The sequence below is a fragment of the Acinetobacter sp. CWB-G5 genome (assembly GCF_019209785.1).
Lineage (GTDB): Bacteria > Pseudomonadota > Gammaproteobacteria > Pseudomonadales > Moraxellaceae > Acinetobacter > Acinetobacter johnsonii.
In genome coordinates this window covers 105,122-132,012 of sequence record NZ_JAHUTF010000003.1, presented here as the reverse complement: position 1 = coordinate 132,012, position 26,891 = coordinate 105,122, and the positions used below count along the sequence as shown (strand labels likewise).

The 26,891-nt window shown below is 42.3% G+C and carries 29 protein-coding genes; 15 read left to right on the top strand and 14 right to left on the bottom strand.

Annotation, left to right across the window (positions count from 1 at the left end; genetic code table 11):
* The first annotated feature begins 4 nt into the window (after positions 1-4).
* The 6 genes from KVY11_RS07505 to rplS all read left to right on the top strand — a co-directional run bounded on the left by KVY11_RS07505 (position 5) and on the right by rplS (position 3,279).
* The gene (locus tag KVY11_RS07505; RefSeq protein WP_256350714.1) at positions 5-592 is read left to right on the top strand and encodes a type IV pilin protein; all 588 of its coding nucleotides are present in this window, start codon (positions 5-7) and stop codon (positions 590-592) included.
* Positions 579-1,016, top strand: coding sequence for a type IV pilin protein (locus KVY11_RS07500; RefSeq protein WP_213072397.1), 438 nt, complete (start codon positions 579-581; stop codon positions 1,014-1,016). Before KVY11_RS07505 ends, KVY11_RS07500 begins: the two co-directional genes overlap by 14 nt.
* Positions 1,017-1,161: 145 nt before the next feature.
* The gene (gene rpsP, locus KVY11_RS07495; protein ID WP_004718284.1) at positions 1,162-1,419 is read left to right on the top strand and encodes a 30S ribosomal protein S16; all 258 of its coding nucleotides are present in this window, start codon (positions 1,162-1,164) and stop codon (positions 1,417-1,419) included.
* 28 nt (positions 1,420-1,447) lie between these two features.
* Positions 1,448-1,996 (top strand): ribosome maturation factor RimM, encoded by a 549-nt coding sequence (gene rimM, locus KVY11_RS07490; RefSeq protein WP_004978035.1) that lies wholly within the window; start codon positions 1,448-1,450, stop codon positions 1,994-1,996.
* A 27-nt stretch (positions 1,997-2,023) separates the two neighbouring features.
* On the top strand, positions 2,024-2,764 hold the full coding sequence (trmD, locus tag KVY11_RS07485) for a tRNA (guanosine(37)-N1)-methyltransferase TrmD (RefSeq protein ID WP_178895943.1): 741 nt from the start codon (positions 2,024-2,026) through the stop codon (positions 2,762-2,764).
* Positions 2,765-2,904: 140 nt separating this feature from the next.
* Complete coding sequence (gene rplS / locus KVY11_RS07480) at positions 2,905-3,279, top strand: 50S ribosomal protein L19 (RefSeq protein ID WP_004691454.1); 375 nt, start codon at positions 2,905-2,907, stop codon at positions 3,277-3,279.
* A 59-nt stretch (positions 3,280-3,338) separates the two neighbouring features.
* On the opposite strand, the gene KVY11_RS07475 is transcribed toward rplS, so the two are convergent.
* The 3 genes from KVY11_RS07475 to KVY11_RS07465 all read right to left on the bottom strand — a co-directional run bounded on the left by KVY11_RS07475 (position 3,339) and on the right by KVY11_RS07465 (position 6,535).
* Entirely contained in the window at positions 3,339-4,310 is a 972-nt protein-coding gene (locus tag KVY11_RS07475; protein ID WP_218288568.1) for a triacylglycerol lipase, read from the bottom strand.
* A 173-nt stretch (positions 4,311-4,483) separates the two neighbouring features.
* Positions 4,484-5,437 (bottom strand): esterase/lipase family protein, encoded by a 954-nt coding sequence (locus KVY11_RS07470; protein WP_371315983.1) that lies wholly within the window; start codon positions 5,435-5,437, stop codon positions 4,484-4,486.
* A 66-nt stretch (positions 5,438-5,503) separates the two neighbouring features.
* Positions 5,504-6,535 carry a lipase secretion chaperone gene (locus tag KVY11_RS07465; RefSeq protein ID WP_218288566.1) on the bottom strand — a complete coding sequence of 344 codons (1,032 nt, stop codon included), beginning with the start codon at positions 6,533-6,535 and terminating at the stop codon, positions 5,504-5,506.
* Positions 6,536-6,689: 154 nt separating this feature from the next.
* Between KVY11_RS07465 and truB the strand changes: the two genes are divergently transcribed.
* The 3 genes from truB (at position 6,690) to KVY11_RS07450 (ending at position 9,006) form a co-directional block, all read left to right on the top strand.
* Positions 6,690-7,595 carry a tRNA pseudouridine(55) synthase TruB gene (gene truB / locus KVY11_RS07460; RefSeq protein WP_218288565.1) on the top strand — a complete coding sequence of 302 codons (906 nt, stop codon included), beginning with the start codon at positions 6,690-6,692 and terminating at the stop codon, positions 7,593-7,595.
* 33 nt (positions 7,596-7,628) lie between these two features.
* A complete protein-coding gene (locus KVY11_RS07455; protein WP_168158645.1) occupies positions 7,629-8,396 on the top strand; it encodes a TSUP family transporter in 768 nt (255 codons plus the stop codon).
* 151 nt (positions 8,397-8,547) lie between these two features.
* A complete protein-coding gene (locus tag KVY11_RS07450; protein ID WP_218288564.1) occupies positions 8,548-9,006 on the top strand; it encodes a hemerythrin domain-containing protein in 459 nt (152 codons plus the stop codon).
* Positions 9,007-9,048: 42 nt separating this feature from the next.
* On the opposite strand, the gene KVY11_RS07445 is transcribed toward KVY11_RS07450, so the two are convergent.
* The 3 genes from KVY11_RS07445 to serA form a co-directional block, all read right to left on the bottom strand.
* Positions 9,049-9,921, bottom strand: a complete 873-nt coding sequence (locus tag KVY11_RS07445) for a DMT family transporter (protein WP_087011720.1) — start codon at positions 9,919-9,921, stop codon at positions 9,049-9,051.
* 177 nt (positions 9,922-10,098) lie between these two features.
* Positions 10,099-10,974 (bottom strand): EamA family transporter, encoded by an 876-nt coding sequence (locus KVY11_RS07440; protein ID WP_078425491.1) that lies wholly within the window; start codon positions 10,972-10,974, stop codon positions 10,099-10,101.
* Positions 10,975-11,112: 138 nt separating this feature from the next.
* Positions 11,113-12,345 (bottom strand): phosphoglycerate dehydrogenase, encoded by a 1,233-nt coding sequence (gene serA, locus KVY11_RS07435; RefSeq protein WP_004691438.1) that lies wholly within the window; start codon positions 12,343-12,345, stop codon positions 11,113-11,115.
* 364 nt (positions 12,346-12,709) lie between these two features.
* Here serA and KVY11_RS07430 point away from each other — a divergent pair, with 364 nt between their 5' ends.
* Positions 12,710-14,119 (top strand): FAD-binding oxidoreductase, encoded by a 1,410-nt coding sequence (locus KVY11_RS07430; RefSeq protein WP_218288563.1) that lies wholly within the window; start codon positions 12,710-12,712, stop codon positions 14,117-14,119.
* A 140-nt stretch (positions 14,120-14,259) separates the two neighbouring features.
* A complete protein-coding gene (locus tag KVY11_RS07425; RefSeq protein ID WP_004978014.1) occupies positions 14,260-14,631 on the top strand; it encodes a hypothetical protein in 372 nt (123 codons plus the stop codon).
* Positions 14,632-14,729: 98 nt separating this feature from the next.
* On the opposite strand, the gene KVY11_RS07420 is transcribed toward KVY11_RS07425, so the two are convergent.
* On the bottom strand, positions 14,730-15,299 hold the full coding sequence (locus KVY11_RS07420; RefSeq protein ID WP_256350713.1) for a LuxR C-terminal-related transcriptional regulator: 570 nt from the start codon (positions 15,297-15,299) through the stop codon (positions 14,730-14,732).
* 435 nt (positions 15,300-15,734) lie between these two features.
* Between KVY11_RS07420 and KVY11_RS07415 the strand changes: the two genes are divergently transcribed.
* Both KVY11_RS07415 and KVY11_RS07410 read left to right on the top strand, forming a co-directional pair.
* The gene (locus tag KVY11_RS07415; protein WP_218288562.1) at positions 15,735-17,072 is read left to right on the top strand and encodes an MFS transporter; all 1,338 of its coding nucleotides are present in this window, start codon (positions 15,735-15,737) and stop codon (positions 17,070-17,072) included.
* A gap of 278 nt (positions 17,073-17,350) precedes the next feature.
* Positions 17,351-18,580, top strand: a complete 1,230-nt coding sequence (locus KVY11_RS07410) for an MFS transporter (RefSeq protein ID WP_218288561.1) — start codon at positions 17,351-17,353, stop codon at positions 18,578-18,580.
* 115 nt (positions 18,581-18,695) lie between these two features.
* On the opposite strand, the gene KVY11_RS07405 is transcribed toward KVY11_RS07410, so the two are convergent.
* The 5 genes from KVY11_RS07405 to KVY11_RS07385 form a co-directional block, all read right to left on the bottom strand.
* Positions 18,696-18,995, bottom strand: coding sequence for a DUF3817 domain-containing protein (locus KVY11_RS07405; protein WP_218288560.1), 300 nt, complete (start codon positions 18,993-18,995; stop codon positions 18,696-18,698).
* A gap of 114 nt (positions 18,996-19,109) precedes the next feature.
* Entirely contained in the window at positions 19,110-21,260 is a 2,151-nt protein-coding gene (yccS, locus tag KVY11_RS07400) for a YccS family putative transporter (RefSeq protein ID WP_218288559.1), read from the bottom strand.
* A 217-nt stretch (positions 21,261-21,477) separates the two neighbouring features.
* Positions 21,478-22,029, bottom strand: coding sequence for a superoxide dismutase family protein (gene sodC, locus KVY11_RS07395; protein ID WP_148825412.1), 552 nt, complete (start codon positions 22,027-22,029; stop codon positions 21,478-21,480).
* Positions 22,030-22,173: 144 nt separating this feature from the next.
* Complete coding sequence (locus KVY11_RS07390) at positions 22,174-23,295, bottom strand: AI-2E family transporter (RefSeq protein ID WP_171503107.1); 1,122 nt, start codon at positions 23,293-23,295, stop codon at positions 22,174-22,176.
* Between the two features lie 137 nt (positions 23,296-23,432).
* Positions 23,433-24,077 carry a ParA family protein gene (locus tag KVY11_RS07385; RefSeq protein WP_004977991.1) on the bottom strand — a complete coding sequence of 215 codons (645 nt, stop codon included), beginning with the start codon at positions 24,075-24,077 and terminating at the stop codon, positions 23,433-23,435.
* A gap of 123 nt (positions 24,078-24,200) precedes the next feature.
* On the opposite strand from KVY11_RS07385, the gene KVY11_RS07380 reads away from it, so the two are divergent.
* Complete coding sequence (locus tag KVY11_RS07380) at positions 24,201-24,674, top strand: Holliday junction resolvase-like protein (protein ID WP_005401318.1); 474 nt, start codon at positions 24,201-24,203, stop codon at positions 24,672-24,674.
* 60 nt (positions 24,675-24,734) lie between these two features.
* Here KVY11_RS07380 and KVY11_RS07375 read toward each other — a convergent pair whose 3' ends face one another.
* Positions 24,735-25,379 (bottom strand): class I SAM-dependent methyltransferase, encoded by a 645-nt coding sequence (locus tag KVY11_RS07375; protein WP_218288558.1) that lies wholly within the window; start codon positions 25,377-25,379, stop codon positions 24,735-24,737.
* A 173-nt stretch (positions 25,380-25,552) separates the two neighbouring features.
* On the opposite strand from KVY11_RS07375, the gene KVY11_RS07370 reads away from it, so the two are divergent.
* Positions 25,553-26,113, top strand: coding sequence for a hypothetical protein (locus KVY11_RS07370; protein WP_183173684.1), 561 nt, complete (start codon positions 25,553-25,555; stop codon positions 26,111-26,113).
* A gap of 218 nt (positions 26,114-26,331) precedes the next feature.
* Here KVY11_RS07370 and KVY11_RS07365 read toward each other — a convergent pair whose 3' ends face one another.
* On the bottom strand, positions 26,332-26,664 hold the full coding sequence (locus KVY11_RS07365) for a HopJ type III effector protein (RefSeq protein WP_218288557.1): 333 nt from the start codon (positions 26,662-26,664) through the stop codon (positions 26,332-26,334).
* Between the last annotated feature and the right edge of the window lie 227 nt (positions 26,665-26,891).

The following is a 26,891-nucleotide window of genomic DNA, read 5'->3' as shown; positions in this document are numbered from 1 at the left end:
CCTAATGATAAAACTTCGGCGAGGTTTTACGTTGATTGAGCTGATGATCGTGGTAGTAATTGTGGCAATTTTTGCTGCAATTGCTATCCCGAGTTACCAAGCATACATACGAAAAGCGATCGCAGCAAAAGCACAACAAGAAATCCAGCTTTTAGCAGAGCAACTAGAACGACATAAAGGAAAAAACTTTAGTTATTTACAGTTTGATCCTAGCTATATGTATACAGATGTTAGTGACAAAGTGATTGGCTATAGTAGTAAAATGGCTATGTTGAATGTTCCCATTGATACAAATGGGAGTGGTATTCAATATCGTGTTTACATTCGAGATGGTTCTGATCCGACCAAACTGTTATCAAGCTCTAGTGCTTTAGGGCAACAGTGGGTGATATTGGCTGAAGCGAATTCAAAAGTGAATATGGGCTCTGGCTGTACTGGTTGTAATAGCGTGCAAGAACAGAATTATAGTTTTCTTCTGACTAGCAAAGGCCTGCGCTGTAAAACTAAAGGTAAGTTAGCTGTAAGTGATACCTTAACAGCTGCGAATATGAAAACAGCTAAACCTTGTGGAGCAGATAGTGAAGATTGGTAATGGTTTTACGCTGATTGAGCTCATGATTGTGGTTGCGATTATTGGTGTTTTAGCTGCTATCGCTTATCCATCATACTCTGAATATAAAATTCGTACACAACGTGTTGATGCTCAAAGCGAAATGCTCTTCATTGCTCAAAGAATGGAAGCATATAAAGTGGCAAATGGTACGTTTAAAGAGGCAACGATAGCGCTTTTATATGGTGGGGCTGTAATTCCTAAAAGTGGAACAGCGCTGTATGCGGTAGAGTTTGCATCTGCACCAACAGCAACATCATGGACTCTTATTGCTAAACCTATTTCAGGAAAACAACAACAAGGGAATGGGTGGCTATGCTTAAATGATCAAGGGCAACGAGCTTGGGCTAAGGGTGTGACGAATTGTAATAGTTTGTCTGCGACTTCAAAGTGGGATGATAGATAAAATCCAAATTCAAAACTGTGGATAAACAAATTTTAATCTTTCTTTCGCAGCAAAGATAACGTAAAATATTGCCCTCTATGAAAGGGGTTTGAAATGTTCCGGTGGTCGGGGCAGGGATAATCCGTAAAAACTATAAGGTTGTATCATGGTAGTTATTCGTCTTGCACGCGGTGGTGCTAAAAAACGTCCGTTCTATCAAGTTATTGTAACTGATAGCCGTAATGCACGTGACGGTCGTTTCATCGAACGTATTGGTTTCTTCAACCCAACAGCTCAAGGTAAAGCAGAAAAACTTCGTTTAGATGCTGATCGTTTTGCACACTGGGTTGCTCAAGGTGCTCAACCATCTGAACGTGTTGCTTCTTTAGCTGCTCAAGCTAAGAAAGCTGCAGCTACTGCATAATTTTTGCTAATTAAGTAGTAGGTAGCCCATGACACCAACACAGAATGTTCCCGAAGATCGTATTCAGATTGGACAGTTACGTTCAGCATATGGATTAAATGGGTGGCTCTGGATCTATTCCAATACAGAACCGATGAGCAACATCTTTGACTATCTGCCTTGGTACATTGAAACCAAAGCAGGTTGGCAAACAATAGATGTAAAACGTTGGAAACCGCATGGCAAAGGCTTAGTTGTTTCGCTCAAAGGCGTCATTGATCGCACTGCAGCAGATAACCTAGTTGGCGCAAATGTTTGGATTTCAAAAGCGCAACTTCCTAAAGCAGGAATGGATGAGTTTTACTGGTCAGATTTGAAAGGCTTAACAGTGTTAGGTTTGGATGATGAAGAACAAGAAGTAAATCTTGGAAAAATCCATGAAATGTTTGAGACAGGTGCCAATGATGTGATGGTGGTTCACGCAACACCAGACAGCGTTGATGCTGAAGAGCGTATGATTCCATGGCATAAAGATGTGGTGCAACGCGTTGATCTCGAAGCTGGTCGTATCTACGTTAATTGGGGCGTAGATTACTAATTATTTTTGGAAATACGGGGGTCTGCGATGTTTTTTGCAGTCATTACGCTTTTTCCTGAAATGTTTGAAGCGATTACAGCCTACGGTATTAGCGGGCGTGCAGCAAAAAGTGATTTAGTACAAGTAACTTGTATTAATCCTCGTGATTATGCTGAGGGCAACTACAAACGAGTGGATGAACGTCCATTTGGCGGTGGTCCTGGTATGGTGATGATGGCTGAGCCTCTGGCAAAAGCAATTCAACATGCCAAAGAGCTTGCCATGCAAGCAGGTGTAGTTCATGTTCCTGTGGTGTATATGTCACCGCAAGGAAAAACCTTAAATGAGCCTGCAGTACAACAGTTTGTCGACTATGATGGATTGATTGTATTGTGTGGTCGTTATGAAGGGGTCGATGAACGTTTGATCCAAAAATATGTTGATCAGGAATGGTCCATAGGGGATTACGTTTTATCGGGTGGTGAGCTTCCTGCGATGGTTTTATTAGACAGTATTATTCGGAGACTTCCGGGTGCAATGTCTGATGAACAGTCTCATGTGCAAGACTCATTTGTGGATGGTCTTTTGGACTGCCCACAATATACCAAGCCAGACCATTTTGAAGGTTTGGATGTCCCTGAAGTCTTAAAGTCGGGACATCATGCCAATATTGAGAAATGGCGGTTTTTGCAGCGTTATCAACGAACACAACAACGCCGACCTGAGTTGGTGGAAAATGTGGAGTTGACGAAGCAGCAAAAGAAATGGCTAACAGATTTGAATACTTAATTGAGAGTATTCTTTTAACAGGCTCTTTGTGCATTGAAGTGGTCAAGCATAAAGAGAAAGATAATCGGGTCTATGCGATTTAGCCTCTATACCCAGCGGATATCAGACCTCTTCTGACCCGCACATATTGGAGATACCCCATGAGCGGTAAGCATCCTTTAGTACAAGCTGTTGAAAATGCACAGCTTAAACAAGACATCCCAGCTTTTGCACCAGGCGATACAGTTATCGTTCAGGTTAAAGTAAAAGAGGGTGACCGTGAGCGTCTTCAGGCATTTGAAGGTGTTGTAATCGCGAAGAAAAACCGTGGTTTGAACTCTGCGTTCACAGTACGTAAAATTTCTAGCGGTGTTGGTGTTGAGCGTGTTTTCCAAACTCACTCTCCAATCGTTGCTAAAATCGAAGTGAAACGTCGTGGTGACGTTCGTCGTGCTAAACTTTACTACCTACGTGAATTGTCTGGTAAAGCTGCACGTATTCGTGAAAAGTTGCCAGCTCGTAAAGTTAAAGCTTAATTTTAAGTTTTATACGAGTAAAAAAATGCGCCCAATGGCGCATTTTTTATGCCTAAATTTTAGAGTCCTTGAAGCTTCAAACGGTTGGCGTGTTGACGATAAACATCCACAGGGTCTGGAGCAAAAATAGAACGTAGACCAAAGAACTGGTTAATCACATCTAAATGGTTCCAATTATAGTTATCGCGCACGGTCTTGCCATACTTGGCACTACAACGTGAGACTAAGCCATCATTATCATTGGGCGCTTGCATGAGTAAGCCTGTCGCACCCAATAATGAGTCTGGATCAAGAATATTGGTTAATGTTGAGTTGCCAGAGAAAGAGTAAAAATAAACCCCATTCTCTTTCGCTAAACCTTCACCACAGCTTGTTTTTGGCATACCCAATGGATATTTCTGTGCAAAAGCTTTAGACCCAGCTTGACTCAAACTTTTACCAGCACCAAGTGCATCATGTGGAAGTGAGTTTGGATTTTGCTGTTGTGCCCAAACAATAGCCTTGGACCCAAAGTTGATTAAGCCTACCAGCGGTTGTTCTAGCGGCGTACCTTGCGCGGAAATAATCAAATCCGCCACAGGAGAGCCTTTTAAAGGACTAGAAATGGCTGTTGCAGACGCGGTTTTATTGGGCATAACATTTGAGACATAGGCAATACTATGTCCGCCGTGACTATGACCAAGCAAATTGACTTTGGGTGCTCCTGTAATCGCTAAGATTTCATCAACTTGTTGCAGCAGTTGTTCACCACGAACTTCAGATGTGTTGAATGGCGAAACGCGTGTTGCCCATGCGTTTGCACCGTTACGGGCTAAATCTGGCAAGATTTGATACCAGTAATCCACACCAAGTTCATCGGTTCCTGCTCGAATCCAGCCCCCCATACCATGTGCAAAAACCAAAGGGTATTTGGTCTTTGCATAATTAGAGGCAACGTAGTTTGATTTAATTTGTGAAGCGGCTGCTTGCGTTTGTGTAGCAGCAAGTGCGCAGGTCGACAGCAGTCCAGCTATCAATAATCCATATTTCATTGATCATCCTCATTTTTTATTTTTTATGACGACAATTTAAGTTGTCAAAAATGAGTATAAAGGTGAGGGAGGAAGAGCGTAGAGAAATCCGATTAAATTAAATACAGTTTGTAACTGGATAATTCTAGGAGGCATCCCTCCGAAACGGTAAAGATTCGAAGGGAAAAATAGAACTAGAGTCCTTGAAGTTTTAAGCGATTGGCATGTTGGCGATAGACATCAACAGGGTCTGCGCTAAATAGTCCACGTAGCCCCATAACTTGGTTGACCTCATCTAAATGGTTCCAGTCATAGTTATCACGGATGACTTTACCGAAGTGTGTACTACAGCGTGCCACCAAACCATCATTGTCTAAATGGCCATAGGCTAAAGGCCCTAACAGTGAGATCGCACTATCTGCAACATCGAGAATGTTCGTGACTTGAGATGTGCCTGTCCACGAATAGTAATATACGCCATTGCTGGATGTTGCACCGCTCTTGTTACAGTCTGAAGCCAGTGCTGATGTTGGATATTTCTGATTAAAAACAAGGGAACCTTGCTCACTAATTGAGGTGAGCGATGCCGTTAAATTGCTTTTTAATGCAGGGTTGCTGTGTCCATAGGCAAGCATAGGACCAATAATATAATCTGCCGCTAGGCTGAGGAGTTGTGTTCCGCCTTTATTGGCAAGAAGCTGATCAGCTACTTTTGAACCTCTAAACGTTGCTCCCACGCCTGTCAGTGAGGCCACATATTGCGGTTTAACTGCTTCTACATAGCGAATGGTTGGTCCACCATGGCTATGCCCAATCAAATTAACTTTGGGCTTGCCAGTCAGGGCGATGACTTCTTCAACTTGTTGTAGTAACTGTTCACCACGTACTTCAGTTGATTCAAGTGGGGAAATTTGTGCTGCAAAGGTGGTTGCACCATTTCGAGCCAAGTCGGGTAAAATTTGATACCAGTAGTCCAGTCCAAGTTCGGCAACGCCCACTCGGCTGAACCCAAACATGCCATGGGTAAATAGCAATGGATATTTAGTTTGAGCATAATTACTTTTTACGCTTGCAGTCACCGTCTGTAATCTAGCTGTGGCTGTGGTTGCGCTGAGTCCAAGGCTGGTAACCAGACCTACGAGTGACATTGTTTGTATCATTCTTTTCGTTATAAACATTTTTTTCATCCTGAAAAAGTCAAACACGGTATAGCTTTAATCTGCGAACGGAAGTTTTCCTCCTGTGTCATGCGTGGTTTCAAAGGCTCCTAGTCGAAGTTGTTCTTGTGAATTATTAAACTGTTGATCACGTAGTTTTTGAATGGCTTGCTGCTGCGCATCTTGATTCATATTGCTTTTAAGAATGTTGTCGCGTTGTTCTAAGTAAGTATTGACCCGAGATTTCCAATTGCTTCGATCTTGGTCAAGTTTTTCTAAGCGTACGGTCGCTTCGGCACCGACAAGATTCTGGCGCATTTGGCGAATTTCTTCAGCAGAGCCGCCGCGCGCTTTAATATCTGAGGTCAGTTTACGCAGATCTTCGAGTTTGGAGAGTTGTTCTAGGTTTTCTTTCCAATCTTCGGGCAGTTGAGCAAACAGTTCTTTCAGTTTCTGCGCTTTCTGTACTTCAGTTAAGGATTGATCTGCCATGATGCTCATACGGTCTAAGGTATATTCATGGTAGGTATTTTCAGCGCCAAAGAGGCCTTCGATTTCATAGTCGGAAAAGAACTGGCTACGTAGGTTTTTCATCAAAGTAAAAATTTTACGATAGTACTCGGGGTCTTCTTTATCTAGGCTTGGCTCCTTCAGACTACCCAATTGCACACGATAATCTAAATAACGAGTCCAAAGATCTAAAATTTGCTTAAGCGCAGGTTCTTGATAACCTTGCTGGATATAGGCTTTAAAATCTTGCTTGATCTGGTCAATATTTTTTTCACCATATTGGGTGATAAAATATTCAAAACAGTTACGTGTTTGTTCATTAACAACTAAGCGATTACCTTGGTCGAGCACCAGTTGGCAGTTGATTTCGGTGTCCTGTTGGCTGTTACTGACAAAAGGCAGCCCTGAAGCATGTGGCAAGTCTGACGCTGAGGGTGGTAAGCCTGTCGTATTTTGAGCACTAGAGCTAATCGGCCCTTGGTTTGAGCCAACAGTTGCATTGGGTGCGAGCCAAATGAGAAAACCAAGAATGACAACGATGATCACGGCGAAAATGAGCCATAATTTCTTTTTTTGCATATCCTATGCCTAACATCCCTATTGTATTTTTTATTTGGTTCATATGACTGAACTCGATTTATTCTGAAACAAAAGGGCAAATAAACAACAGAAAAGTTGTAAAACTAGACAAGCGGTTGATAGTATTGCGGCAGCTTTAAGACGTGTCTATGTTATGAAATCATCTGCTTCAAAAATTCAGCGCCGTGCCGTGAATGGTGTATTTTTATTGAATAAGCCATTGGGGATCAGTTCAAATGCGGCATTGCAAAAAGTGCGTTGGTTATACCGTGCGCAAAAGGCGGGGCATACAGGAGCGCTTGATCCATTGGCATCAGGACTGCTGCCGATTTGTTTGGGCGAAGCGACCAAGTTTTCGCACTTTTTGTTGGATTCGGTGAAGCGCTATCAAACCACCATTCAGCTGGGGCACAGTACTACCACAGGTGATGTGGAAGGCGAACGGTTGTTAGAGCAGGCTGTACCTGAGTTAACCAAAGAGTTGATTGAAGCCGTTTTGGTTCAGTTTATGGGTGATATTCAGCAAGTGCCACCAATGTATTCCGCTTTGAAGAAAGATGGTCGTCCTTTATATGAGTTAGCCCGTAAAGGGATTGAGATTGAGCGTGAAGCACGTCCAGTTGCCATCTCTGCGATTGAGCTGCTTTCATTCACAGCAGACAGTGTCACCCTTGATATTACCTGCTCGAAAGGCACATATATTCGTGTTTTAGGCGAAGATATTGCGAAGGCATTGGGTACTTATGGTCATTTAACTTATTTACACCGCATTAAAACAGGTCATTTTGATCTGATTCCAAGTTATACCATTGAGTATTTGGAAAGTTTGTCTGAACAAGAGCGCGAAGCACTGTTGTTACCTGTATATGCACCTGTAGATCATTTTCCTAAAGTACAAGTTCCAGAAGGACGCAGTGAATACTTTAGTCGCGGTATGGAAAGTAATATTGAGCATACAGCCGAAGCACAGGTCTTGGTTTTCGATGGGGAAAAATGCTTAGGCTTAGCTGAAATTACTGATAAGAAAAGATTGGTTCCAAAGCGGGTTTTAAATCTATAATCGAAATATATCACTCGGTAAAAAGGACAAGGCGTGGACATCGACATTATTATCAGTCTGATCTTTTTTGCCTTTTGTGCAGGCGCAATTGACGCTGCCGTCGGTGGTGGTGGGCTGATCCAAATTCCCGCTTTGATGAATGCATTTCCGTCGATGGCACCTGCCACTTTATTTGGCACCAACAAATTAGCGGCAGTGGTGGGTACAGCCACTTCAGCCGTTTCCTTTGCCCGTAAAGTGCGCTTTGAATGGAAACTTTTGGCTGTGGTCGCAGTGTGTGCCACCATCAGTTCATTTGGGGGCGCGGCCAGTGTCGCCATGATTCCAAAAGAAGTCCTCCAACCCTTTGTCTTGGTCATGTTAATTGTGATGGCGGTATATACCTTCATGAAGAAGCAATTTGGGCAAGTGCATATGGCGCAGCGTGTGACGCCTAAAATTTTGCTGTTGGCGGGAATCGGAAGTTTAGCCATTGGCTTTTATGATGGTTTGTTTGGCCCAGGTACGGGCAGTTTCTTTATTTTCTATTTTATTCGCTATTTACGCGTTGATTTTTTGCATGCGGCGGCATTGGCTAAAATTGGCAATGTGATGACCAATCTTGCAGCGCTAAGCTTTTTCATTCCCTCGGGGCATGTGCTTTTTGCTGTGGGAGGCACGATGGCCGTTGCAAATATGATCGGGTCTATTTGTGGGGTAAAAATGGCGCTGAAATATGGCAGTGGTTTTATCCGCATTTTATTTCTTATTTTGGTGACGATTCTGATTGTAAGATTGAGCTATCAAATGTTTTGGATGTAATGGTGCGATACCTTTAAAACTTCATTACAAAAAACGCGCAGTCTGTGACCTCATTTCTCGTTTATTGCATTTAAGATCAATACAGTGCACTCAACGCTGTGCCAATTCAATAAAAAATGATGTTTTAAGTTGAACGGAACTGGAGCATAGAATGAATATATTTGAAGCCTTAAGAGAAAGTCACGTTATACAACGAAATTTGGCTGAACGACTACTCCAAACTTCAGGGGATACGCCTGAGCGCCGTGAGCTATTTGAACGCCTTAAAAATGAATTATTTGCTCATGCTGTGGCAGAAGACCGTTATTTTTATATCCCGTTAATGATGACTGATTCGGGCCTCAACATTACCCGCCATGCTTTGGCAGAACACCATAAAATGGATGAGTTATTGGAACAATTGACCGAGACTGAATTCTCAAATCCGGGCTGGTTGGCAATTGCAAAAAAATTATCGGAAACGGTACATCATCACTTACAAGAAGAGGAACATGGTTTCTTTCAGCAAGCAGGAAAAATTTTACGCGATGCTCAAAAGACTGCACTCGCCAAGCAGTATCAGCAGGAATACAAAAAGTACAAAAAAATTGAAAAAGACAGTTTGGTTTAAGTCCATTTTAAACAAAAGATGGCGAGTGCCATCTTTTGTGATTTAAAGAGCGTCATCACTTTGCGGTTTGGCTCTAAAGGTAACACCAACGGAGGCAATCATAATGCAAACTAGCGCTAACGTTTGCCACATGCTAATTTGTTCTTTCAGTAGTAACCAACCTGCCAAGGCTGCTAAAGCCGGCGACAAACTTGAAAGCGTCCCATAGCTGAGCTTACTTAAACGTTTCAAAGCCATGAGGTCTAGAGCATAAGGAATGGTTGTGGCGAGTAGTGCAATCAATAAGGCTTTGGGCCAGTATTCCGTTTGCATCAGCGCTGTTGGGTTATGCGTGGCACTAATGGGCAGAAGCACCAAGGCTGAGATCACAATAGCAATACTGAGAGCATGCATGCCGATATTTTGACGGACGACTTTTTGCCCAAAATAAATATAGAGCGCCCAGCAAGCACCCGCTGAAACCGCAAATGCGGCTCCTAAGAAGGAGAAGTTGGTTGCATTGGCTTGATGCCACGGCACCATCAGTGCAATGCCTAAAATCGCTAATCCGACCCAAATATAATCACGACGTTGTTTGATCGAGAGTAGCGCTAAAGTTAAAGGGCCTAAAAACTCTAAACCTACGGCAATACCTTGCGGCAGTTTACCCAGCGAAGCGTAGAATAAAATATTCATGAGGCATAAGGCTGCTGTATAACTGAGTAAATCTTTCCACTTTAAATGCGGTAGGCGTTTAATGATGCTCCATGAGCGGAACATCAGCACAATTAAAATTGCGGCAAAGCACAGTCTAAGGGTCACCACGGTGAGAGGATCTAGCACGGCAATCAACTGCTTGGCAAAAGAAGCACTGATTTGATAGGACAGCATGGACAAGACCATGAACATCACTGCCATCAGTTGAGAATTAGGCATCATGCACACATTAGGTCATAGCGACCTGTTTTTTTTAGAAGGTGGATTAGTATAACGATTCAGCACCCAAGTTGGATGCTGAATAAGCTGATTTTTTAAATGCAACGACATGAATTTAAAAGTAATCGATACAGCCTTTGGATTTAAAAGCTAAATTCAAACATTGAATCACATCGTTTAAACTGCGGCTTGGCGGTTTTTCTGGGCTGTATAAGTACAACCAATAGACGCCATGATAATCACACTGAGCGCAAGCCACTGTGACCACAATAGTTGTTCGCCTAGAAATACAAAACCAGACAGTGCTGCGATAGCAGGTTCAAGACTCATGAGCGTTCCAAAACTTAAAGCGGTTAAATTACGTAGCGCAATCATTTCCAAGCTAAAAGGCAAAGCGCTGGCCAAAACTGCCAACGCCACGAAATAGATCAGGTTTGAGGGTTCAAACACATTTGTGGGTAAACCACTAAATAGGGCGAGCGGCATTAATATCAGCATGCCGACAAACATACCTAAGCACACGGTATGATTTCCCGAAACACCCGATGGGCGCTGTCCCGCCACGATATACAAGGCCCAACATGCACCTGCACCTAGTGCAAATGCGATCCCAAGAGGATCTAAAGGTTGAGCTGCTTGGTCGAAAGGAAACAGTAAAACCAAGCCTAAAATAGCCAGCCCGACCCAAACAAAGTCAAAGCGTTGTTTGGCATAAAACAGAGCAACACTGAGCGGGCCAATAAACTCAAACGACACTGCAATGCCGAGCGGCAGGCGAGCAATGGATAAATAAAACAATAGGTTCATGCCTGCCAAAGCAAAACCATAGCTGAGAATGGCTTTATATTTAACTTGCTTAAAATCAACCTGCCAAATTTTAAACAATACGGCCAAAATGATTGATCCCAACAGCAAGCGCATGGCGGAAACGGTTAAAATGGGAAATTGATCGAACAGCACTTTGGCCAGTGAACCACTACTTTGCAAGCTGAGCATTGCAATCAGCAATAAAAAGGTCGCTTGGAGGTGGGGAGTACTTTTTAGATTTGGCATTATTAGAATACTAGATAGGGAAGTGAATACTTGCAAAACGTAGCGGAGAATGTGTTTGGGTCGCACATAAAATTTTAACAAGTATTCAAAAATAAAAAAACCACAGCTTGGCAGCTGTGGTTTTTAAATAGAGTCGAATTAGAACAATACGCGAACGCGGATTGTGCCTTCAACGTCTTGTAGAGTATCTAAAGCTTCTTGAGATGCTGTTGCGTCTACATCCATCACCAAGTAACCAACATCACCTTTGGTCATTAAAGACTGACCAGAAATGTTGATGCCGTGTTCAGCAAACAAGTTGTTGATTTTTGACAACACGCCTGGCACGTTTTTGTGGATGTGAAGTAAACGGTGTTTTCCTTCGGTCAACGGTAACGCGATTTCTGGGAAGTTCACCGCAGATAAAGTCATGCCTTTATCTGAATAAGAAACGAATTTCTCAGCCACTTCTAAACCAATGTTCGCTTGCGCTTCCATAGTCGAACCACCCACGTGAGGGGTTAAGATCACGTTTGGAATGTTACGTAGTGGAGAAATGAACTCTTCACCATTGGCTTTTGGTTCTTTCGGGAACACGTCAACCGCAGCACCAGCAACATGACCTGATTTCAAGGCATCTGCTAAGTCTTCAATCACGACACATGTACCACGTGCCGCATTGATGAAGATTGCACCTTCTTTCATTTGTGCAAATTTTTCTTTGGTCATGAAGTTACGTGTAGACGGAACATCAGGTACATGCAAAGAAACAACATCAGCATTGGCTAAAAGTTCGTTTAAGCTACCGACTTGACGTGCATTACCTAATGGTAGTTTCGTTACTGTGTCGAAGTAGATCACTTTCATACCTAAGCTTTCAGCAAGGACAGAAAGTTGTGAACCGATTGAACCGTAACCGACAATCCCTAAAGTTTTGCCACGAGTTTCGAACGAACCAACAGCTGACTTGTTCCAACCACCTGCATGTGTATCTGTCGATTTTTCAGGTACACGGCGAAGAAGAAGGATAGCTTCAGCAAGTACAAGTTCAGCCACTGAACGTGTATTTGAGTATGGTGCGTTAAATACTGGAATACCACGAACCATCGCAGCATTTAAGTTCACTTGGTTGGTACCAATACAGAAACAACCAACAGCGATTAATTTATTCGCTGCTTCAAACACTTCTTCAGTGAGTTGTGTACGGGAACGAATACCAATGAAATGTGCATCTTTAATCGCTTCTTTCAACGCTTCACCTTCAAGCGCAGTTTTACGATAATCGATGTTGGTGTATCCGGCAGCATTTAGTGTGTCGATTGCGTTTTGGTGAACGCCTTCTAACAACAAGAAACGAATTTTATCTTTAGGAAGTGAAAGATGTTGGCTCATTACGGCTCCGCTACAAAGGCCAAATTTAGTGGCGATATAATAGCACGTACCGCGCCCGATATACATTTCCTTTATGCGGACTCTGCTGGGTATTTTTAGCCTCTATGGTGCGTAAAAAAGTCTTTTTGGTCTAATTAAACTAATCATTTCAAAGGTATCCTGAATAAAACAGCTTTTTCTGCGGGAAACAGAAAAAATGCCTTATAATATGACTCCGTGAAAATAAGCCAGTTGCACACTGCTGCTTAAATCCTCACGAACTGCCTGAGCCTTAGGGCATGGAAAGACTGAAATGAAGCGCTTTTCATGCAGAGAACCCTAGCGCCACAAACAACTTGTTTACTTCTTGCAAGGTCTGAAAACGATGAATGCTCCAGTCGCTTTAACCCCAGAGTTATTGACCCAATTGACAGCAATTGTAGGTGAAAACCGCATTAAAACCGATGTGGATAGCCTTGAAAATTGGGGACGCGATCATACCAAACATTTTGATCCAAACCCGTCAGTCATCGTTTTCCCATCGAGCACGGAACAAGTGCAAGCGGTTGTGAAACTTGCAAATGAGTTCAATGTTGCCATTACACCATCAGGTGGTCGTACTGGCTTATCTGCCGGTGCAGTCGCTGCCAACGGTGAAATTGTGGTGAGCATGGACAAGATGAACCAAATCTTGGAATTCTTCCCAGCAGACCGTATGGTTCGAGTCCAAGCAGGCGTGGTGACTGAACAGCTGCAAAACTATGCTGAAGAGCAAGGCATGTATTACCCAGTCGATTTTGCTTCTGCGGGTTCGAGTCAAATTGGTGGAAACATTGGCACCAATGCAGGCGGTATTAAAGTCATTAAATATGGCATGACGCGTAACTGGGTACTCGGTTTAACTGTAGTCACAGGTAAGGGTGATGTGCTGCGTCTAAACAAAGGCATGATCAAAAACGCGACGGGTTATGCACTGCAACATTTATTCATTGGTGGTGAAGGGACACTGGGCTTAGTGACTGAAGCTGAAATCAAATTGGAACGCCAACCGCAAGACCTTCAAGTAATGGTGTTGGGCGTGCCTGACTTTGATGCGGTGATGCCTGTACTACATGCGTTTCAAGCAAAAATTGACCTGACTGCATTTGAGTTCTTTGGTGAACTTGCAATGCAAAAAGTGTTGGCACATGGTCATGTACAACGTCCATTTGAAACCGAATGTCCATTCTATGTATTGTTAGAATTTGAAGCGCCATTTGAGCCAATTATGGACAAGGCGATGGAAATTTTTGAGCACTGCATGGAACAAGGCTGGGTACTGGATGGCGTGTTGAGCCAAAGCCTCGATCAAGTGGAAAGTTTATGGCGTTTACGTGAAGACATTTCTGAGTCGATTGCTCCATTTACACCATACAAAAACGACATTTCAGTTTTGATTACGCATGTACCTGCATTTATTAAAGAAATTGATGCGATTGTGGCAAGTAACTATCCAGATTTTGAGATCTGCTGGTTCGGCCATATTGGTGACGGTAATTTACACTTAAATATTTTAAAACCGGCTGATTTAAGCAAGGATGAGTTCTTTGCCAAATGTCAGGTGGTGAATAAATATGTCTTCGAAACTGTGAAAAAATACGACGGTTCAATTTCTGCGGAGCACGGTGTTGGTATGACCAAAAAACCATACCTTGACTACACGCGTTCAGCAGAAGAAATTGAATATATGAAGGCATTGAAGCAAGTTTTCGATCCAAACGGAATTATGAACCCAGGTAAATTATTCGACCTTTAAGTTCGAATTGAGTTTTAAAAGCGCATCCATGGTGATGCGCTTTTTTATGACTGAAGGAACTGAATTACATTTACTAAATAGTGTAATAGGCCTAAAAAAGGCATGATGGACTGATAAATAATGAATTTTGGGTGGGATTTATGTTGCGTCTTATTTTAGCTTCAGCCGTATGTGTGGGATTATTGTCTGGTTGTGCGACGACCAAAGAATTAGTAAATAAAGTCGGTTCGTCAGATACGCCGTTGGCTCAGGTACTTAAAGAGCGTCCAGATTTGCGTAATGAGTTGGCTACGGTTGAAATCCGTCAGTACTTTAATACGGTTGAGTCACCGACTGCGGCAGAAGTTAAAGTGACTGAAACAGGGTTGTTAGATGATTCGGTAAAGTCGGTGCGTACCGTGTATAACTTTAAGTTGGTCGATGGCGACTGGGAAAAAACTGCGACGAAAACCTCTTACCAATGTGCGCGCGGTAAAAATACCAAGAACTTCCAAACAGCGAAGTGTTCTTGATTGAAATAGATGCTTGTTTTGCTGGTGATAAAAGTGGCGTAGTCGGTTTACGCCTTTTTATCATTAGTATGTTGAACCATTCAAACAAAGATGACGTCTTAAAAATGCGTCAGTCGATTCTGAATAATAATTTTAGAGCTGAGCTCACTTTTAGAATGAGCACCTAGCTTCTTCATTAAATTGGCTTTATGAACCTCGACTGTACGATGTGACAAGGCAAGTTTTCGTGCAATTTCTTTGCAGGTTAATCCATTTACAAGGAGTTGCGTAATCTCAGACTCGCGTTTGGTTAACTTCTGTTTACTGGTCAGCGGATGCTGTTCTTTACGTTCAAAATGCCACACCATCAATTGAAAAGGATCTTCAGGGGTGAGTGTACGTCCATGGGTATGTGTCCAGAAAATCTCTCCACTTTTATGCTGCATAAAGCGTTGATCCGAATAATGCAGGCTATTTTTCTGCAATAGGCTTTGCAAAGCATCATTTCCGACTTTCTCATAGTCTTCAATACTGGGGAAAATTTTAATAATGGAGTGATGAAGAAGCTCTTCACGCTCATAACCAAACATCTGAGAAAAGGCGTGATTCATTTCGACCATATGCCGATTACTGAGCACCACGATAGGTGCAGGGCTAAAATCAAAAGCCAATTTATTATAGTGAATCATAATAAGTATCCATACTTAGTATATGAAGCAATATAGTAAATTGTGCTGAATTAGCAATTGTAAAAAATTACCTTTTTATCTTTTCTTTTGTTTTTAATGATGTATTTTTGATCAAGATATTGGGGTAACTAAGTGCATCCTCAGCGCTTAGAAAGCAGGGGTTTGTTTTTAAGTTTATGTAATTTAAATAAAAAACATTTTATAAAAACTACTTAAGTAATTAAGTAGATTGACTCTGTTTCAAGATTAATCCACATTAATAAATTAGTGAATTTTAGTTCACTTTTATAATATTTTTCTTAAAGTTATGAGTGGTCATAGCTTTAAAACTCATGAAATCATAACCAATATCGTTATAGTCACGTGGTTTAAAAATCAGGACAGATTTTAAACGTGACAGAAAGCAGACAATACTAAGAATTGCAAGAGGTGGGTATGGAGCAGATACAAGGATCGGGTCTTCCACATAAAAAGTCTTCTCACCGTTTGGCTGGAATCTCCAGCATGGTGGGAACGACCATAGAATGGTACGATTTTTTTATTTATGGTGCCGCTGCGGCGCTGATTTTTAATAAATTGTTTTTCCCAAATTTAGACCCTTTAACTGGGGTATTGGCAGCTTTCGCCACCTATGCGGTGGGATTTATCGGACGACCGCTAGGTGGGATTGTTTTTGGACACTTTGGCGACAAGATTGGTCGTAAAACCATGTTGTTAACCACCTTGATTATGATGGGGATCCCGACGGTTTTGATTGGACTGTTACCGACTTATGAAAGTATTGGTTATTGGGCAACCTTCTGTTTGGTCATTCTTCGATTTATTCAAGGTATGGCGATGGGGGGCGAGTGGGGCGGTGCTGTTTTGATGGCAGTTGAGCATGCACCCGAAGGTGGTAAGGGGTTCTGGGGAAGTTTACCTCAGGCCAGTGCAGGGGGAGGCTTATTATTGGCTTCTCTTGCTTTAGGCGCTGTTTCTTTACTGCCTGAAGCTAGCTTGTTTAGTTGGGGATGGCGTTTACCATTCCTTGCCAGCATTTTGCTATTAGGAGTAGGTTGGTATATTCGCGTAAAAGTGCCTGAATCACCTGACTTCGAAAAAGTGAAAGAGCAGGCGCAGGAAATTAAAGTTCCTGCTATGCAAGTCTTTAAAAATCACCCACGTGAGTTGCTGACGATTATTTTTGCCCGCGCAGCGGAAAATGCTTGGTTTTATATTGCCTCTACATTTGCCTTGGCGTATACCACCACCAAATTAGGGATTCCGCGTCAGGATATTTTATTTGCAACGATTTGCGGTGCAGGCTTAATTATGGTGATGACGCCATTATGTGGTCATTTATCGGATAAAGTCGGGCAACGAAATATGTTCATGTTTGGTCTCTTGGTCTTGGCATTATATTGCTATCCATTTTTCACCATGTTGGGGACCAAAGACCCAGTATTGGTTTGGACGGCGATTGTGTTAGGTATTGGTGTGGTTTTCCCCATTATGTATGCACCACAAGCCCAGCTATTTGCCCGTCAATTTCCGGCTGAAATTCGTTATAGTGGCATTTCCATTTCTGTACAATTTGCAGGTGTATTAGGAGGGGGCTTAGCTCCGCTTATTGCAACTAAACTCTTGAGTATTGGTGATGGCAGCCCGCATTTAATCATTAGTTATATTGTGGGGATGGCTGTATTTGCAATTATTTGTTCTTTCTTTATGAAGCCTGATCATCTCACTCGTGAACTGAACACGATAAAAGTCAAAACTGAAATCTCAGCTTAGCGACTGTAAGAAAAATTACAATTTCTCAAGTTATAAACTGCTAAACTACACCCACTCAGACTAGTGGGTGTAATTAGTTTGAGTTATAAAAATCTCACAACTGAAATCGTTTGATCTATCTTAGACACCTTGTGAATACGGTGTATTAAGCCGCGAAATCTCAGCGCATTCAAAAAAACGTAATTTAATAAATTTCTCAGTGCTTGCCATTGGGCTTAGTCGTCTCTCCCTCTAACGGACTTCGCTCAGGCTTGTACGCATTTTATATGTAGATAACAATGCAAAACGTACAAACTCTAAAGTTAAGCCGTGCCACATTGATGTTTCCTTTGGCATTGGTTTTATTCGAATTTTCGGTCTATATCGGTAACGATTTAGTCCAGCCTGCCATGCTCGCGATTACCCAAGACTTTGGAGTAAGTAGTGCGTGGGCACCATCCTCTATGTCCTTTTATTTACTGGGCGGTGCCTGCGTCGCGTGGTTACTTGGGCCACTCTCAGACCGTTTAGGCCGTAAAAAAGTGTTGCTCGCAGGTGTGGCATTTTTTGTGCTGACCTGCCTCGCGATTTTACTCACTCAAAATATTGAGTCTTTTTTGGCGCTCCGCTTTTTACAAGGCGTGGGGCTATCGATGATTTCTGCTGTGGGTTATGCCGCAGTACAGGAAAGTTTTGAAGAGCGTGATGCTATTAAAGTCATGGCACTCATGGCCAATATTTCTTTGCTGGCACCGCTGCTTGGCCCTGTAGTGGGCGCGTTTATGATTGACCATGTGTCATGGCATTTGGGCTTTATTGGCATCGCCTTTTTGGCTTTTTTAAGTTGGTTTGGTTTAAAAGCCAAAATGCCTGCGACACAGCAGCGTCATTCTAAAAAGCCGCTGCGCTATATTTGGGATGACTATAAAACGGTCTATAAAAATAAGACCTTTTTGGCGCTCACCTTTGGTTTGCCTATGGTGGCCATGCCGTTGATGTTGTGGATCGCACTTTCACCTGTGATCTTGGTAGAGGAACTTGGCTTAAGCAGTATGCAATATGGCTTGGCGCAGTTCCCCGTCTTGGGTGGTCTCATTCTGGGCAACATTGTACTGATTAAAGTCATCGACAAAATGGCACTCGGTAAAACTGTATTAATTGGTTTACCTTTGATGTTCGTCGGTACGCTGTTGGTGGTGCTCGGCACCATTTTCCAAAGCTATTTCTTGCCGTTACTGATTGTGGGGATGACTTTGGTGAGCTTTGGCGAAGGTATCAGTTTTTCTGTGTTATATCGCTTTGCTTTGATGTCATCGGAAGTGTCCAAAGGGACGGTTGCCGCAGCCGTTTCGGTACTGATGATGTTTACGTTCTTCTTCGTGATTGAACTGGTTCGCGTGGCTTATGTGGCATTTGGTCTTTGGGCCTACAGTTTGGTCTGCCTCATTTTGATTGCACTTTGGTTTAGCTTTCCACGTGTGACCGTGAAAAAAGTGATGCAAAAACGTCTTGAGCGTGGTGTTTACTAAAATTTTATTCGCTGAATTCAGCGAAGTGCACATCATAAAAAAGCGCGCATTCATTTGAATGGGCGCTTTTTTATTAAGGCTTTAAAAAATCCTTTTTAAAGCCAGTTTTTTAAACTTAGGCTTCAGCTTGCTCAGGTTCTAATTTTTTAATTTTGGCATCAAACACAAAAGGTCCAAAAGGTAAGATCGAAGCAATCAAACCTAGAATAAACATCTTCAAAGACCATTTTTGCTTTTCACAGACCACAAACAGCGCGATGAGAAACAGGATAAATAATACGCCATGGCCCATACCCACGTATTTGACTAGGATGGGGTTATCAAAGATGTATTTCATTGGCATCGCAACGAATAACAACAGTAAAAAAGAAATCCCTTCTAAAAATCCTACAACACGTAATGTCTGAATGTTCATGGTCAAAAAATCTATGAGAATGAAGCTCGAGTGTACGCAAGAACCAGATAAAAATGAACCACAATACACCCGTACATCATGAACCATTTAAAGATAGTCGTTGTGTCGTTCGTTTTATTTAATGTCTCGGGCCAGCAGTTCAGTTTTTAACTTCAGCAATTCAGGCAAGGTTTCCAGTAGTAGACTGATTTGTTTGAGGACCAAGTGTAAATTCTGACTCATTGTTTCTTGCGCATTTAAACGTTTAATCTCTGCCAGTTTCTGCTGGATGTCGAGTTCAGCTAATGCCTGCTGATGGAGCAGTACATGATTCAGCGTATTTTGACACCACAGCATGAGTTCCAGCACCTGCGTATCCTGCACCAATTCTCGGTGACTTCCCAAAGCAGAAATATAACTGAGTTGACTGTGGCTATATACCAAGTAGCGAAAAGCATGATGTACCAGTTCTGGGTTTGGATTGGGCTCGGTACTAAGACTGGAGATCATGTTTGCCAGTTCAGTTTGGGCATTATGCGCAGTACGACGCGCACTGCGGTAAGCCAGACTATTATTTTTACCGTGTTGATATTGCTCACAGATGGCATTGAAATAGTTGAGGGTTGCATCGGATGCTTTTTTAATGGTGTTGGAAATATTGCGGAAGTCCCAATCGGGCCAAATAAAACTCACTGCGAACCAAGCAATGGCACAACCAATGAGGGTGTCTATAATTCGCGGTAAAATAATGGCATAGCCTGCACCTTTTAAATTAAAAATCAGCAGCACCATGAGTGTTGCCATCAGGGTTGCCATGGCATATTTCTTGGAACTGAGATAGAAAAAGCACACGCCAAAAATAATGGTTAGTAGCAGTTGTCCTTCAATACTCGGCACAAAATACAGCAGCGGAATCCCTAAAACAACGCCCAAAATTGTGCCTAAGGTTCGCATTTTTAAGCGGCTTTTGGTGGCAAAATAACGCATTTGGCAAACGAATAAACTGGTGAGCAAAATCCAATAGCCATGTTGCGCAAAGGGCAGAAGCGAGATGCCATAACCTACAGCAAAGACAAAGGCGATGCGTACCGCATGTCGAAACAGTGCGGATTGGGGGGTGAGATGTTGACTGAGTTTGAGCCACAGATCATGCCAATCATGGATATCATCATCATATAAGTTGAGGTTATCAATATGCTGTTGATAACGCTGTTCTTGGCGCGATTGTAGTTCGTTGAGGTGCTGAAAACGTTCATGCACACTGTCCAAATTATTTAAAATCAGTTGTAGGTTTTTGACTTCAATATTGTGTGGATGATCTCGAATCCAGTCCTGCATGGAACTGTGTAAATTCAGCAACGCCTGAGTGGTCGTTGGATCGGATACATAGGTTTGATTGTTCAAAATACACCGTGCCAAAGCCTGACAGGCAAGGGCTTGCAGTCGAATATTTTTTTGAATACGAAAAATGAGATCAGTTCGGCTAAAGTTTTGATGTAACTGCTCATAGTGTAAATAATTAGAGCTGGCTTGTTCATGAATGTCTTGAACGAGAAAATATAGGTTGAGCCAATAAATTGTATTTTGGTTGGCGCGAGATGCTTTTAGTCGCGTCAGTAGTGAGCTTTTGGTGTGGTTAAAACTTTGCACCACAGTACTGTTTTGTAAGGATAAATCATAGAGCAGCGCTTCTACATTGTCTCGATTGTCTGGGTCGAATAGACGTGCTTTTGCGTTGAGCAAATCGGCAACTTGATTAAAACAGCGGGTTAAGTTGTCCTGAACGGCCAAGGTGGGTTTAAGAATATAAAACACAATAGCGGTACAGCCATACCACAATGCTCCCAAGACAAAACAACCGGGTTGAAAGTACCAAGCCGAATATTCACCTAGGCCAAACATACTGTATAGGGAAAGTAAAATGGTGCCAAAGCTCATTGCTGCATAGCGTTGCCCCAGTGCCCCCAGTAAAATAAAACAAGCACTAGACAGTGATAAATATAAGATGAAAAAGAATTTATAAGGATGTAAAAAATCTAAAATGCTACTAACACTAAAGAACAAGATACAGACATAGGCAAGGTTTCTGAGACGAATGCTGAGCCGGTCATCGAAGTCGGTCAGGGCTGTTGCAATTGCACCTAATGTGGTCGGAACAATAAGCTGTTGTAGTCCTAAAAAATATAAACCTAAGGTTGTGCCACTCAGCACAATCAAAATTTGCAAGCAATACATAAAAATTGCATTGGACTGAAAGGACTGAAACCACTGACGAAGATTGTTCACGATGTAATAGTCTAGGCTTAGTTTTATTTTGGTTTTAGCCTGAACTTTTTTCAGGGCACTGTCAATTTAATGCGGTGCTCCATTGCATGAAAAATTCGCCTATGACAATAAAAATGCAGCGGATCATGGCTCCGCTGCATTGTGTGTATAAGTCGAAACTTATCCACATGTGCGAGTTCAAAACACTACTTTATTCACACTGCATGGGATAATAGATTTATTTAATTACGCCACACGCAATACGGTCACCGCCACCGCCAAGTGGTTTAGGGGTGTCTGAATAGTTATCACCACCTGCATGTACCATCACCGCTAAGCCCTCAACGTCAGCTAAACTTAAGCGAGGAGCGAGTAAATTGACTTTTGCATTGCCTGCTGAGTCGACATTCAAGATGGGTAAATCACCCAGATGTCCATTCAGTGGTGTGCCATGGTTTGGCGCTTTTTCTGGGTTAAAGTGTCCCCCAGCGGCTAAAGCAGCCACAGGTTTTCCTTCTTTTTCAGCCACATCACACGAACCTTTTTCATGGATATGAAAACCGTGTGGGCCAGGTGGAAGTTGAGTCAAATTGGTTTGAATTGCTAAACCAACAGGGCTATCAATAAAACGAATGGTGCCAATTTTTTGTCCCACACCTGTAGTTGAAACAGCGTGTACATCGACGTCTTTGACCATCGTGTTGGTTTCAGTAGGTGTAGTGGTACATGCCACAGTCCCTAAACCGATTAAAGTCACAAGTGCGCTTAGTTTGAAAGCAGAAGACAACATGTTGGATCCTTTTTTCCTTAAAATTCAGAACCATTCAAACAAAGCCAGGGCTTCTGTTCAATGTTGTCCGTACAGCGTTTTTGTATCTGACATAAAAAACGCATGGTTTCATTGAAAGCATGCGTTGAAGTCATTTCACTGAACTTATTTTTTGGGCGTATCTAAAGGCTCTTCGGGTGGATCATAAGCCAATGTCGCTTTCGGCATCATTAGTGGTTCATGGACTTGTTCATGTAGCCATTCGCGCCAAATGGCTAACAGTACTGCTAGAATCACGGGGCCGACAAATAAGCCGACCATACCAAAGCTGGCTAAACCACCCAATACACCAAACATGATGAGTAAGAATGGAATTTGCGTTGCACCTGAGATCACCAATGGGCGAATCACATTGTCTGCTGTGCTGACCACACAAACCCCCCATACCATCACACCAATCGCTTCAATAGTCTGCCCTTGAGAGAATAACCATAAAGACACGGCGCTATATGCCACAGGAGGGCCAAAAGGAATGAGTGCAAAGATAAAAGTCACAATGGTCAGTACCATTGGGTTTGGGACACCAGCAACAAAATAGCTCAGGCCTGCCAAGAGTGCTTGCGCAATTGCAGTCAGGCCAACCCCATAGACCACAGCACGCGTGGTTTCGGAAATGGTGTCTAAATAGTGGTGGATACGTGGGCCAATCACCATCTCCAAGGCTTTACTGACCTGATTTAAAATGGTCTGGCCATCACGATAGAAGAAGAATAACGACATCACCGCAAAACAGAGTTTAAAAATATTCTTACTAATTTCACTCAGCACCAAACGGCCATAATTTAAGTGGCTTTGAAACCAGCCCGAAACATTTTGTACAATACTGTTCGGATCGGTATTGATTTCTTTTAAAGTACGAGTGACTTCTTTACCAATAATGGGCAAGTCTCGAATAAATTGAGGGACATCTAAATGGCCTGAGAATACTTGTCTTTGTAGTTCATAAAACAGATTACGGCCTTCATGTTGCAGCATAAAAATGGCAAAGGTCAGCGGGATACCGACAACTAACACCACCATACTGATCATGATGGTAGCGCTTAGGGTTGGACGCGGTCCACAGAGTTTCTGTACTGAGTGATATAAAGGCCAAGTGATGTAGGCAATAATCGCAGCCCAAAGCACAGGTACAATAAAGTATTTCAGGACTTGAAAGCTCAAATAGAACAGAATAAAAATCAGTCCAAATAACAATACTTTTTGTAAGGCTGGTGCGTATCGTTGCACGGTATTCACTGCTATATCTCTAAGGTCAAAGTCATATTAACTGAAAAAAATGCGCACGAGAACGTACCCTTGGTAAGTTCTCGTGAATAACCGACTATAAATAGGGAATAGTCCCGTTTTATCTATAGCAAAATATTTTAGAACCAAGCACTTGGGTCATCGACAATGGCATTGAGCAACGGTTGCCATTGGCTTTGAATGGAGAGGTAATTCTTTTGTGTTTTATCAAATACGCTTAAACCTTGCATTGCCAATTGGCCATAGGCAGTACGTTCTGAAATCCATGCTACAGGTTGTTGTTCAATTTTCGCAAAAAAATCTTGGATGTCTTTGGCACTGGCGCTGTTGGCTTTGACCCGATTGGCCAAAAGCAAAATTTGCACTTTACCTTTACGAATGCGTTTAATGTCTTGTAAATGTTTTAAAAAACGACGGGTACTGTCAATATCAAAAAACGAGGGTTGCAGTGGCGTCACAATTGCATGCGCTTCACTGACCAGCTGTTCGGCATGTTCACCAGACAGTGCACCCGGCGCATCGATAATTAAATATTCAATGTTTTTAGGCACTTCACCTATCGATTTCTCATGGCGCCAATCTAAACTTTGAATATGCGCCACTTGCTCTGGACGCTGTTTTAACCATTGACGAGCAGATTTTTGATTATCGGCATCGGCCAAAGCCACTTTATAACCTTTTTGTGCGAGTGCCGAAGCTAAATTGATTGCGGTTATCGTTTTGCCACAGCCACCTTTTTGGTTGGCGATTAATATCGTTTTCATGACCTTAAATGATTTTATTCTGCTCACCCCTAGCATATCATTCTTTTGTGTGTCGCATATGACACCAAACCAAAGTTGTAAGTTTAAATCTTGCTACCTGTAGCACAAAATTAGGAAAGAACCATGTCCATATGGATGGCAATGTTGATCGGTGCAGCAATTGGTGTGGTATTGACCACCCTTATTTTAAGTCACAGCCGAAATGGACGCATCAAAGCAGAATATGAGCGCTATATTGCCGAATTAGAACTAGAGCATCAGCAGGCTTTGGCTCAAGCACAAAAGCGCAGCGTCAATACCAGCCGTGCAGTGCTTAAAGGCAAAATGGCGGAGCAACTGGCACCGATTATGCCGCAGTTTGAATACTTACCTAGCGATGCTAAGTTTTTGGGTGATCCTGTCGACTATGTGGTCTTTGATGGTTATACCGACCTGCGTGATGGTGAAGGGCGACCAGAGGACATTGAAATTGTTCTCATTGATATTAAAAGCGGTGGGGCGAGGTTAACCAAAGGACAAGTTGCCATTGCGCAAGCGATTCAAGCTGGGCGGGTTCGTTTTGAAACGGTCCGCATCGACTTTGATACGATTGAATAAGCTTGATAATGTTTACCCATGAAGGCATTTCTTTATATAGAGCAGGTACTTTCTACATGACTATGATTGCCCGTCACTTGAGTATGGCTTTTGAGCACGTGCAAAAAACATCAGTTGTCCGAGTTTCGGAATACCTTCGGCATAAAAGTAGTGTTGTTCTATCAAATTAAAACCTGCTGCTTTTAAGGCCTGTTCAATGTTTCGATTGAGATGGCAGCCATCGGCTAAACGCTTTTGCACAGGCGTGAGTAAGTGTTGTAGGCGCTGAATATAAAGGTTATTTGTATTTAATACGTGCTCCACCACATGTAAGGTGCCACCCGGTTTGAGCACGCGTAATATTTCCGCCAAAGCCTGTTCTAACTCAGCAATACTACACAGTGTCCATGTACTGACCACATGCTCAAGGCTCTGGTCAGCAAAAGGCAGCTTTTCCGCACGGGCTTGTACATGATGCACTTCAAATGCTGCTGCTTGTACCCGATCTAAAGCCAAATGATAAATCTCTGGACTGGGTTCAAGTGCAAAGACAGTATCGACATTTTGATAAAAGGGTAGATTCAGTCCTGTACCAAAACCAATTTCCAATACCTCTCCCTGAATCGGCAAAAGCAGTTCGCGGCGCTTGTCCATCAAGCTTGGTACTTGCATGACCTGATTCAGGACATGCGGAAAGATGTGTTGTTGATAGTATTTATAAAGCATGTTTGTTTTTGGGATCTGTTCTTTAGCTCTAGCCTAACTGAAAAGTACTGTGGCTAAAAGTAGACTGCATAATTCGTTCACAATGTTACTAAGTTCATAAGCTTCTTTTCAGGAAAGTGGACTAAGATGAAATTGGTTCGTATTTTCCTAGGTCGATGGGAATGAGGTTTGCAATGAAATCTAAATTTATCCTGCTCAGTTTACTCAGCAGTTTGCTGTTGCCCATCAGTGCAAGTGCCACTGTGGATTACAACATTGCCAAAGGTTTAGCGCCGACCTCTAAAGATCAATCGATTTCGGTATTGAAACCGTTTAAAGGTGATTTTCGAATTTTAGGTTCTAAAATGTATTCGGATGATGCACAAGCGAAATTCTCCCCGATTGACTACGCCGTGAGTTGGGGCTTGTTTGCTGAACCTGAAATTGCCCGCCATATTACCGTGAATCAATACGACCGTTATCTCAACTGGAAAATCGATCGTTTGCCTGTGCCTGCCGAGCAAGCCATGCAAATGGTGTCGAATATGCACATTATTCCAGCCAACCCAGAAATTGCTAAACAAATTAAACACGTGAAACGTGGTGATTTGGTCCGTTTAAAAGGTGAGTTGGTTGAAATTAAAGACAAAGATATGGTCTGGACCTCATCCTTAACCCCGACTGATACTGGCGATGGTGCGTGTGAAGTATTTCGGGTCAACTCAATCCAATGGATCGAACGGGTAAAGGGATAAATTGGAAGTAGCGCTGAGTTACTTCATCGTGCTGTTTTAATGTTTTATAGCTGATTAACACCCATATGAAGTCTTGCTCTACGTGAAACCTATTGGTCAAATCTGTGGATGCTTATAGGTGTATCAATGTTAATAGTTTTTATAGATATCTGATAATAAAATTAATATTGTATTTGTTTAAAACCACGTTCAAGTAACTTGAACGTGGTTTTTTATCTTTATTTTGCAGTTAATGCCGTACCATCAAATTCAATACCATCCCATCCATTCAACATGAACTGACGAATATTTTGATGATCTGTTGCATCAGGTGTCGCTAAAACAGAAGCATAGTGTTCTGCAAATAGGCTTAAAGTTTGCGTTTGATTGAGACCTTGAAGTTGTGCAAACGAAAACACTTTTGCGCTGCCTTGGTTTTCAGTTGCCGCATTGTGCTGCAAACCATTTTTAAATGCAGTTGGTGTATGTGTATAGGCTGCTTCAATAAAAGCCAATACATCTGAAAATTTTGCTTCGCCCGCTGCAAGCTGAGCCAATAATACCTGTGCCATGCGTCTATTTCCGACTAAATTTATATCCACATCATACCCAAAAAGTGTGCTCTTGTGAGTTTTTGCCTGAGAGAAAACCTTCTGTTTTGCATGAAGAACGAGTGCTAGTGATTTTAGGAATCTATATTGTATTGGTCATAGAGTACATTAGGGGAAGTAAAGATATTCGGCGATGCTGGGTTCAATATCCCATGTAAAGCATGTGTGAGTTTGAATGCTGAAGTTCA

What these genes read in the sequence shown, in the direction of transcription:
- KVY11_RS07505 (WP_256350714.1), top strand. Translation starts at nt 5, where the DNA reads ATGATAAAACTTCGGCGAGGTTTTACGTTGATTGAGCTGATGATCGTG.
- rpsP (WP_004718284.1), top strand. Translation starts at nt 1,162, where the DNA reads ATGGTAGTTATTCGTCTTGCACGCGGTGGTGCTAAAAAACGTCCGTTC.
- rimM (WP_004978035.1), top strand. Translation starts at nt 1,448, where the DNA reads ATGACACCAACACAGAATGTTCCCGAAGATCGTATTCAGATTGGACAG.
- trmD (WP_178895943.1), top strand. Translation starts at nt 2,024, where the DNA reads ATGTTTTTTGCAGTCATTACGCTTTTTCCTGAAATGTTTGAAGCGATT.
- rplS (WP_004691454.1), top strand. Translation starts at nt 2,905, where the DNA reads ATGAGCGGTAAGCATCCTTTAGTACAAGCTGTTGAAAATGCACAGCTT.
- KVY11_RS07475 (WP_218288568.1), bottom strand. Translation starts at nt 4,310, where the DNA reads ATGAAATATGGATTATTGATAGCTGGACTGCTGTCGACCTGCGCACTT.
- KVY11_RS07470 (WP_371315983.1), bottom strand. Translation starts at nt 5,437, where the DNA reads ATGTCACTCGTAGGTCTGGTTACCAGCCTTGGACTCAGCGCAACCACA.
- KVY11_RS07465 (WP_218288566.1), bottom strand. Translation starts at nt 6,535, where the DNA reads ATGCAAAAAAAGAAATTATGGCTCATTTTCGCCGTGATCATCGTTGTC.
- truB (WP_218288565.1), top strand. Translation starts at nt 6,690, where the DNA reads ATGAAATCATCTGCTTCAAAAATTCAGCGCCGTGCCGTGAATGGTGTA.
- KVY11_RS07450 (WP_218288564.1), top strand. Translation starts at nt 8,548, where the DNA reads ATGAATATATTTGAAGCCTTAAGAGAAAGTCACGTTATACAACGAAAT.
- KVY11_RS07445 (WP_087011720.1), bottom strand. Translation starts at nt 9,921, where the DNA reads ATGCCTAATTCTCAACTGATGGCAGTGATGTTCATGGTCTTGTCCATG.
- KVY11_RS07440 (WP_078425491.1), bottom strand. Translation starts at nt 10,974, where the DNA reads ATGCCAAATCTAAAAAGTACTCCCCACCTCCAAGCGACCTTTTTATTG.
- serA (WP_004691438.1), bottom strand. Translation starts at nt 12,345, where the DNA reads ATGAGCCAACATCTTTCACTTCCTAAAGATAAAATTCGTTTCTTGTTG.
- KVY11_RS07430 (WP_218288563.1), top strand. Translation starts at nt 12,710, where the DNA reads ATGAATGCTCCAGTCGCTTTAACCCCAGAGTTATTGACCCAATTGACA.
- KVY11_RS07425 (WP_004978014.1), top strand. Translation starts at nt 14,260, where the DNA reads ATGTTGCGTCTTATTTTAGCTTCAGCCGTATGTGTGGGATTATTGTCT.
- KVY11_RS07420 (WP_256350713.1), bottom strand. Translation starts at nt 15,299, where the DNA reads ATGATTCACTATAATAAATTGGCTTTTGATTTTAGCCCTGCACCTATC.
- KVY11_RS07415 (WP_218288562.1), top strand. Translation starts at nt 15,735, where the DNA reads ATGGAGCAGATACAAGGATCGGGTCTTCCACATAAAAAGTCTTCTCAC.
- KVY11_RS07410 (WP_218288561.1), top strand. Translation starts at nt 17,351, where the DNA reads ATGCAAAACGTACAAACTCTAAAGTTAAGCCGTGCCACATTGATGTTT.
- KVY11_RS07405 (WP_218288560.1), bottom strand. Translation starts at nt 18,995, where the DNA reads ATGAACATTCAGACATTACGTGTTGTAGGATTTTTAGAAGGGATTTCT.
- sodC (WP_148825412.1), bottom strand. Translation starts at nt 22,029, where the DNA reads ATGTTGTCTTCTGCTTTCAAACTAAGCGCACTTGTGACTTTAATCGGT.
- KVY11_RS07385 (WP_004977991.1), bottom strand. Translation starts at nt 24,077, where the DNA reads ATGAAAACGATATTAATCGCCAACCAAAAAGGTGGCTGTGGCAAAACG.
- KVY11_RS07380 (WP_005401318.1), top strand. Translation starts at nt 24,201, where the DNA reads ATGTCCATATGGATGGCAATGTTGATCGGTGCAGCAATTGGTGTGGTA.
- KVY11_RS07375 (WP_218288558.1), bottom strand. Translation starts at nt 25,379, where the DNA reads ATGCTTTATAAATACTATCAACAACACATCTTTCCGCATGTCCTGAAT.
- KVY11_RS07370 (WP_183173684.1), top strand. Translation starts at nt 25,553, where the DNA reads ATGAAATCTAAATTTATCCTGCTCAGTTTACTCAGCAGTTTGCTGTTG.
- KVY11_RS07365 (WP_218288557.1), bottom strand. Translation starts at nt 26,664, where the DNA reads ATGGCACAGGTATTATTGGCTCAGCTTGCAGCGGGCGAAGCAAAATTT.